The following is a 6,395-nucleotide window of genomic DNA, read 5'->3' on the forward strand; positions in this document are numbered from 1 at the left end:
AAGCCGGATGCGCTGGAAAACGTGCTGGCCTCGGTGCGGCCGTTTACGACCGGCCGGGTCATCGTCGTCTTCGGCTGCGGCGGCGATCGCGATCGCGGCAAGCGGCCGATCATGGGCGAGATTGCGACGCAGCTCGCCGACGTCGTCATCGTCACCGACGACAATCCGCGCTCGGAAGTGCCGGAAACGATCCGCGCCGCGATCCTAGCGGCCGCACCCGGCGCCATCGAGATCGGCGACCGGCGCAGGGCGATCCACGAGGCGGTGGCCATGCTCCATGCCGGCGACACGCTGATCGTGGCTGGCAAGGGGCACGAGGAAGGCCAGACGATCGGCAGCGAAACGTTCCATTTCTCCGACCATGAGGAAGTCCGCGCGGCGCTCAGGGAGCGCGCGGCATGAGCCTGCTCTGGACCTCCGAGGCGCTGGTCGACGCGATGGGCGGACGGCCGATCGGCGTCATGCCGCAAGGCATATCGGGCATTTCGATCGACAGCCGCAGCCTGCAGCCCGGGGATGCCTTCTTCGCGATCAAGGGCGAGACGATGGACGGCCATGATTTCGCGACCGCGGCCGTCAAGGCCGGGGCCGGCGTGCTGGTGGTCGCCGAAGGCAAGCTGCCGTCGCTGGGGCGGCTGACGGCACCGATGATCGTCGTGCAGGACGTGCTGGTGGCGCTGGAAAGACTGGGCGTCGCCGCGCGCGCCCGCTCCGGGGCCAGGATCATCGCGGTGACCGGCTCGGCCGGCAAGACGACCACCAAGGAGGCGCTGCGCCACGTGCTGTCGGCGGTCGGCACCGTGCACGCCTCGGCGCAATCGTTCAACAACCACTGGGGCGTGCCGCTGACACTGGCGCGGATGCCCGAGAGTTGCGACTATGCCGTGTTCGAGATCGGCATGAACCATCCGGGCGAGGTCCGGCCGCTGGTCAAGATGGTTCGGCCGCATGTTGCCATCGTCACGCTGATTGCGGCCGCGCATCTCGGCTTCTTCCGCAACCTCGACGAGATTGCCCAGGCCAAGGCCGAGATATTCGAAGGGCTGGAGCCGGATGGGGCGGCGCTGCTCAACCGTGACGATTCCCGCTGGAAGCTGCTCGACAAGATGGCAAAGGCCGCCGGTGTCGAGCATGTCTACAGTTTTGGCGAAAATGCCCGCTCGACCTTCCGGCTGGTGAAATGTGAGCTCGACGCCGACCATTCCGTTATCGCCGCCAAGATCGACGGTCGGGAGGTCCTTGCCCGCGTGGGCGCGCCCGGCCGCCACATGGTGCAGAATGTGCTGGCCGTGCTGGGCGCGGCGCAGCTGGTCGGCGCCGATCTCGGCAAGGTGGCCTCGGCGCTGGCCGACCTCTCGGCCGAGCGCGGCCGCGGCAAACGCCACATACTGCGCCATCCAAAGGGGCCGATCACACTGATCGACGAGAGCTACAACGCCAATCCGGCGTCGATGGCGGCGGCCATGGCGCTGCTCAACGCCACGCCGGTGTCGGGCGAGGGCAGGCGCATCGCGGTGCTCGGCGACATGCTGGAGCTCGGCAGCCATTCGGCGAAGCTGCATGCAGCGCTTGCCGAGCTGATTATCGGCACGGGCACGCAAACCGTCTTTCTCGGCGGCCCCGAAATGCGGGCGCTCGCCGAAATACTGCCCAGCGACGTCAATACCGAGTACCGCGCCGGCGCCGAGGAGTTGAAGCCGCTGTTGCTGTCGGCGGTGCGGCCTGGCGACGTGGTCATGGTCAAGTCGTCGAAAGGCATTGGATTTTCAAAGCTGGTCGAGGCGTTGCTCAGCAAATTTCCGGCGCAAGCCGCAACCATTGAACAGACCTAGGGGTCAGGTCCGAGGGACGGAATTTCATGTTCACATTGCTCGTCGATTTTGCGGACAAGATCTCTGTCTTCAACGTCTTCCGCTACATCACCTTCCGTACCGGCGGGGCGTTGATCACTTCGGCGCTGATCGTCTTCATATTCGGGCCGACCATCATCAATTCGCTGAGGCTGCGGCAAGGCAAGGGTCAGCCGATCCGCGCCGATGGCCCGCAGACACATTTCAAGAAGGCTGGCACGCCGACCATGGGCGGGCTGATGATCCTTTCCGGCATCATCGGCTCGTCGCTGCTGTGGGCGAACCTCTCCAGTATCTATGTCTGGGTGGTGCTGCTGGTGACCATCGGCTTCGGCTCGATCGGCTTCTATGACGACTATCTGAAGGTGACCAAACAGTCGCATCTCGGCTTTTCCGGCAAGGCGCGGCTGGCGATCGAATTCGTCATCGCCGGCATCGCCGCCTGGGTGATCATGCATAACGGTCAGGCGCCGTTCTCCTCGTCGCTGACCTTTCCCTTCGCCAAGGAATTTATCATCAACCTCGGCTGGTTCTTCGTGCCGTTCTCCTGCTTCGTCATCGTCGGCGCCGGCAACGCGGTGAACCTGACCGACGGCCTCGACGGCTTGGCGATCGTGCCGATCATGATCGCGGCCGCATCCTTCGGCGTCATCGCCTATCTTTCCGGCAACGCCGTGTTCGCCGAATATCTGCAGATCCACTTCGTTCCCGGCACCGGCGAACTGGCGGTGGTGCTTGGCGCGGTGATCGGCGCCGGCCTCGGCTTCCTGTGGTTCAACGCGCCGCCGGCCGCCATCTTCATGGGCGACACCGGCTCGTTGGCGATGGGCGGCCTGATCGGCACGGTCGCGGTCGCGACCAAGCACGAGATTGTGCTGGTTATCGTCGGCGGCCTGTTCGTGGTCGAGATCCTGTCGGTCATCATCCAGGTCGGCTACTTTAAGATGACCGGCAAGCGCGTATTCTTGATGGCGCCGATCCATCATCATTTCGAAAAGCTCGGCTGGACCGAAAGCCAGGTGGTGATCCGCTTCTGGATCATCGCGGTGATCCTGGCGCTGGTCGGCCTGTCGACCCTCAAGCTCAGATAGGCCGCCGCTTGATCCCCGCCTCATCCTTTTCAGGCAAGCGCGTTTCGCTCTTCGGGCTCGGCGGTTCGGGGATCGCGACCGCGCATGCGCTGATCGCTGGCGGGGCCGACATCCTTGCCTGGGACGACAATCCGGATAGCGTCACCAAGGCCGCCGCCGCCGGGATCGCGACGGGCGACCTGCACGGTGCCGACTGGTCGCGCTTCTCCGCCTTCGTGCTGTCGCCCGGCGTGCCGCTGACACATCCGAAGCCTCACTGGACGGTGGAACTCGCGCGGGGCGCCGGCGTCGAGGTCATCGGCGATATCGAGCTGTTCTGCCGCGAGCGGATCCTGCGGGCGCCGACGGCTCCCTTCATCGCCATTACCGGCACAAACGGCAAATCAACGACCACGGCGCTGACCGCGCATATCCTGAAATCGGCGGCGCGCGACACGCAGATGGGTGGCAATATCGGCCGCGCCATCATGACGCTCGATCCACCGGAAGAGCGACGCCACTACGTCGTCGAATGCTCCTCCTACCAGATCGACCTCGCGCCCTCGATCAATCCGACGGCCGGCATCCTGCTCAACCTGACACCCGATCATCTCGACCGCCACGGCACCATGGCGCACTACGCCTCGATCAAGGAGCGGCTGGTGGCCGGTAGCGAGACGGCAATCGTCGGCGTTGACGATTCCTGGTGCGCGCAGATCGCCGACCGGCTGGAGCGCGCCGGCAGGCCGGTCATCCGCATTTCCAAGCGCCTGCCGCTGACCGACGGCTACTTCGCCGATGGCAGCAACCTGATGGAAGCCGTGCATGGCCGTTACAGTCGTGTCGCCTTCCTGGAAGGTATCGGCTCGCTACGCGGCCAGCACAATGCGCAGAACGCACTGGCCGCGGTCGCCGCCTGTCTCAAGGTCGGGCTGGACCTCGGCGAGATCCAGGCGGGGCTGGAAAGCTTTCCGGGCCTGGCGCATCGCATGGAGCAGGTCGGCCGCAAGGGCCATGTGCTCTTCGTCAACGATTCCAAGGCGACCAATGCCGATGCGGCGGCTCCAGCCCTGTCCAGCTTCAACCGCATCTACTGGATCGCCGGCGGCCTGCCCAAGGAAGGCGGCATCGAGCCGCTGCGCGGCTTCTTCCCGCGCATCGCCAAGGCCTATCTGATCGGCGAGGCGGCACCCGCCTTCTCGGCGACGCTGGGCGAGGCGGTGCCCTACGAGATCTCCGGTACGCTGGCGGCGGCTGTCGAGCATGCCGCGCGCGACGCCGCCAATGACGATGGCGGCGAGGCGGTCGTGCTGCTGTCGCCCGCCTGCGCCAGTTTCGACCAATTCAAGAATTTCGAAGTGCGCGGCGAAGCCTTCAGGCAAGCTGCGAGCGCTATAGATGGCGTGAAACCCATCGGAGGGGCACGTTAATGCAAAGCCGTCTCGACAAAAGTCCGGTAGCCACCTGGTGGTGGACGATCGATCGCTGGTTCCTGGCGGCATTCCTGTCGCTGATGGGTCTGGGCATCGTGCTCTCCTTCGCGGCGAGCCCGGCGGTGGCCGAACGCATCGGCCTAGACAGCTTCCACTTCGCCACCAGGCAGATCATCTTCACCGTGCCGGCGCTCGGCGTGATGCTCGCCGTCTCCTTCCTGGAATCGCGGCAGATACGGCGCATGGCGCTGGTGATCCTGTGCACCATGCTGGTGCTGATGGTGGCGGTGCTCTATGTCGGCGTCGAGGTCAAAGGCGCGCGGCGCTGGGTATCGCTTGCCGGCCTCTCCATCCAGCCGTCGGAGTTCCTGAAGCCGGCCTTCGTCATCGTTTGCGCATGGCTCTTCGCCGAGCACAAGCGCCAGCCCGACATTCCCGGCAATCTGTTTGCCCTGCTGCTCCTGGTTCTGGTCGTCTCGCTTCTCGTCGCCCAGCCCGACCTTGGCCAGACCATGCTGGTGACCGGCACGTGGGGGGTCATGTTCTTCATGGCGGGCCTGCCGTGGCTGTGGATCATCGCGCTCGGCGTCACCGGCGTCAGCGGCCTGTTCGCCGCCTATACCGTGTTTCCACACGTCGCCGCCCGCATCGACAAGTTCCTGACCGGCGAGGGCGACACCTTCCAGGTCGACATGGGGCGCGAGGCGTTGATCAATGGCCACTGGTTCGGCGTCGGCCCGGGCGAGGGCACGGTCAAGCGGGTCATCCCCGACAGTCATGCCGACTTCGTCTTCTCGGTCGCCGGCGAGGAGTTCGGGCTGGTGATGTGCTTCTTCATTATGTCGATCTTCGCCTTCATCGTGCTGCGCGGCCTCAACACCGCGCTCAAGGAACACGACGACTTCGCGCGCTATGCCGTTGGCGGTCTGGTCACGGTGTTTGGCCTGCAGTCGGCCATCAACATGTGCGTCAACCTGCAACTGATGCCGGCCAAGGGCATGACGCTGCCGTTCATCTCCTATGGCGGCTCCTCGCAGATCGCCATCGCCATCTCGATGGGCATGGTGCTGGCCTTGACGCGCAGGCGGCCCGAGAAGCGCAAGCAGATGGGTTTTTCCTTCCCGCAGCGCGCCATGCCGGCGGAGTGATATGTCGCGGGGTGTGATCCTTCTGGCGGCGGGCGGCACGGGCGGACATCTCTTCCCGGCCGAAGCGCTGGCACATGAGCTCAATGAGCGCGGCTGGAAGGTGCATCTGGCCACCGACCATCGCGCCGAGCGCTATTCCGGCCAGTTCCCGGCTGTCAACATCCATCCGATCCAGTCGGCGACGCTTGGCTCGAAGAATCCGCTGGCGGTGCTGTCGGCCTTCTGGACGATCTGGCGCGGTGTGCGGCAGGCCTCGAAGATCATCGCCAGGATCAAGCCGGAAGCCGTCGTCGGCTTTGGCGGTTATCCGACATTGCCGCCGCTTTATGCCGCGACACGGCGCAGGGTGCCGTCGCTGATCCATGAGCAGAACGCGGTGATGGGCCGCGCCAACAGGGCGCTGGCCGGCCGCGTCGACGCCATCGCCGGCGGTTTCCTGCCGGAGGACGAAAGTGCTGCCGGCGCCAAGACGGTGACCACCGGCAATCCGGTCAGGCCGCAGATCCTGGAGGCGGCAAAGACGCCTTATGTGGCTTCGACCGGCGATGAGCCATTCCGCTTCCTGGTGTTCGGCGGGAGCCAGGGCGCGCAGTTCTTCTCCGACGCCGTGCCCGCGGCAATCGGGCTTCTGCCGGAGGCCGAGCGCAAGCGGCTGATGATCACGCAGCAGGCGCGCGCCGAGGACGTGGCGCGGGTCAAGGCGGCCTATGCGTCGCTGGGCGTCGAGGCGCAGGTGTCGCCGTTCTTCACCGACATGGCGGCGCGGATGGCGGCGTCGCACCTGGTGATGTCGCGCTCCGGCGCCTCGACCGTGTCGGAGATCGCCGTCATCGGCCGGCCGGCGCTGCTGGTGCCCTATCCGCACGCGCTCGACCACGACCAGGCGGCGAATGC

6 protein-coding genes are annotated in these 6,395 nt (G+C 65.7%); all 6 read left to right on the forward strand.

Annotated elements, in window-relative coordinates; all coding sequences use genetic code 11:
* On the forward strand, positions 1-402 hold a 402-nt coding region (locus EN742_RS20115; protein ID WP_281034979.1), incomplete at its 5' end, for a cyanophycin synthetase.
* Positions 399-1,832 carry a UDP-N-acetylmuramoylalanyl-D-glutamyl-2,6-diaminopimelate--D-alanyl-D-alanine ligase gene (locus EN742_RS20120; RefSeq protein ID WP_128333193.1) on the forward strand — a complete coding sequence of 478 codons (1,434 nt, stop codon included), beginning with the start codon at positions 399-401 and terminating at the stop codon, positions 1,830-1,832. The genes EN742_RS20115 and EN742_RS20120, both read left to right, overlap by 4 nt.
* 26 nt (positions 1,833-1,858) lie before the next feature.
* Complete coding sequence (gene mraY, locus EN742_RS20125; RefSeq protein ID WP_127286005.1) at positions 1,859-2,941, forward strand: phospho-N-acetylmuramoyl-pentapeptide-transferase; 1,083 nt, start codon at positions 1,859-1,861, stop codon at positions 2,939-2,941.
* A gap of 8 nt (positions 2,942-2,949) precedes the next feature.
* Entirely contained in the window at positions 2,950-4,350 is a 1,401-nt protein-coding gene (gene murD, locus EN742_RS20130) for a UDP-N-acetylmuramoyl-L-alanine--D-glutamate ligase (protein ID WP_127406054.1), read from the forward strand.
* Positions 4,350-5,501: a putative lipid II flippase FtsW gene (gene ftsW / locus EN742_RS20135; protein ID WP_126053897.1), complete on the forward strand. Its 1,152-nt coding sequence runs from the start codon at positions 4,350-4,352 to the stop codon at positions 5,499-5,501. The genes murD and ftsW overlap by 1 nt, the downstream gene beginning before the upstream one ends.
* 1 nt (position 5,502) lies before the next feature.
* The coding region (locus EN742_RS20140) for a UDP-N-acetylglucosamine--N-acetylmuramyl-(pentapeptide) pyrophosphoryl-undecaprenol N-acetylglucosamine transferase (protein WP_148670166.1) at positions 5,503-6,395 on the forward strand (893 nt) is incomplete at its 3' end.

The organism is Mesorhizobium sp. M4A.F.Ca.ET.020.02.1.1, from assembly GCF_004022645.1.
Taxonomy (GTDB): Bacteria; Pseudomonadota; Alphaproteobacteria; order Rhizobiales; family Rhizobiaceae; genus Mesorhizobium.

Bases quoted from the DNA above. Each gene is read 5' to 3' on its own strand.
- EN742_RS20120 (WP_128333193.1), top strand. From the start codon at position 399: ATGAGCCTGCTCTGGACCTCCGAGGCGCTGGTCGACGCGATGGGCGGA.
- mraY (WP_127286005.1), top strand. From the start codon at position 1,859: ATGTTCACATTGCTCGTCGATTTTGCGGACAAGATCTCTGTCTTCAAC.
- ftsW (WP_126053897.1), top strand. From the start codon at position 4,350: ATGCAAAGCCGTCTCGACAAAAGTCCGGTAGCCACCTGGTGGTGGACG.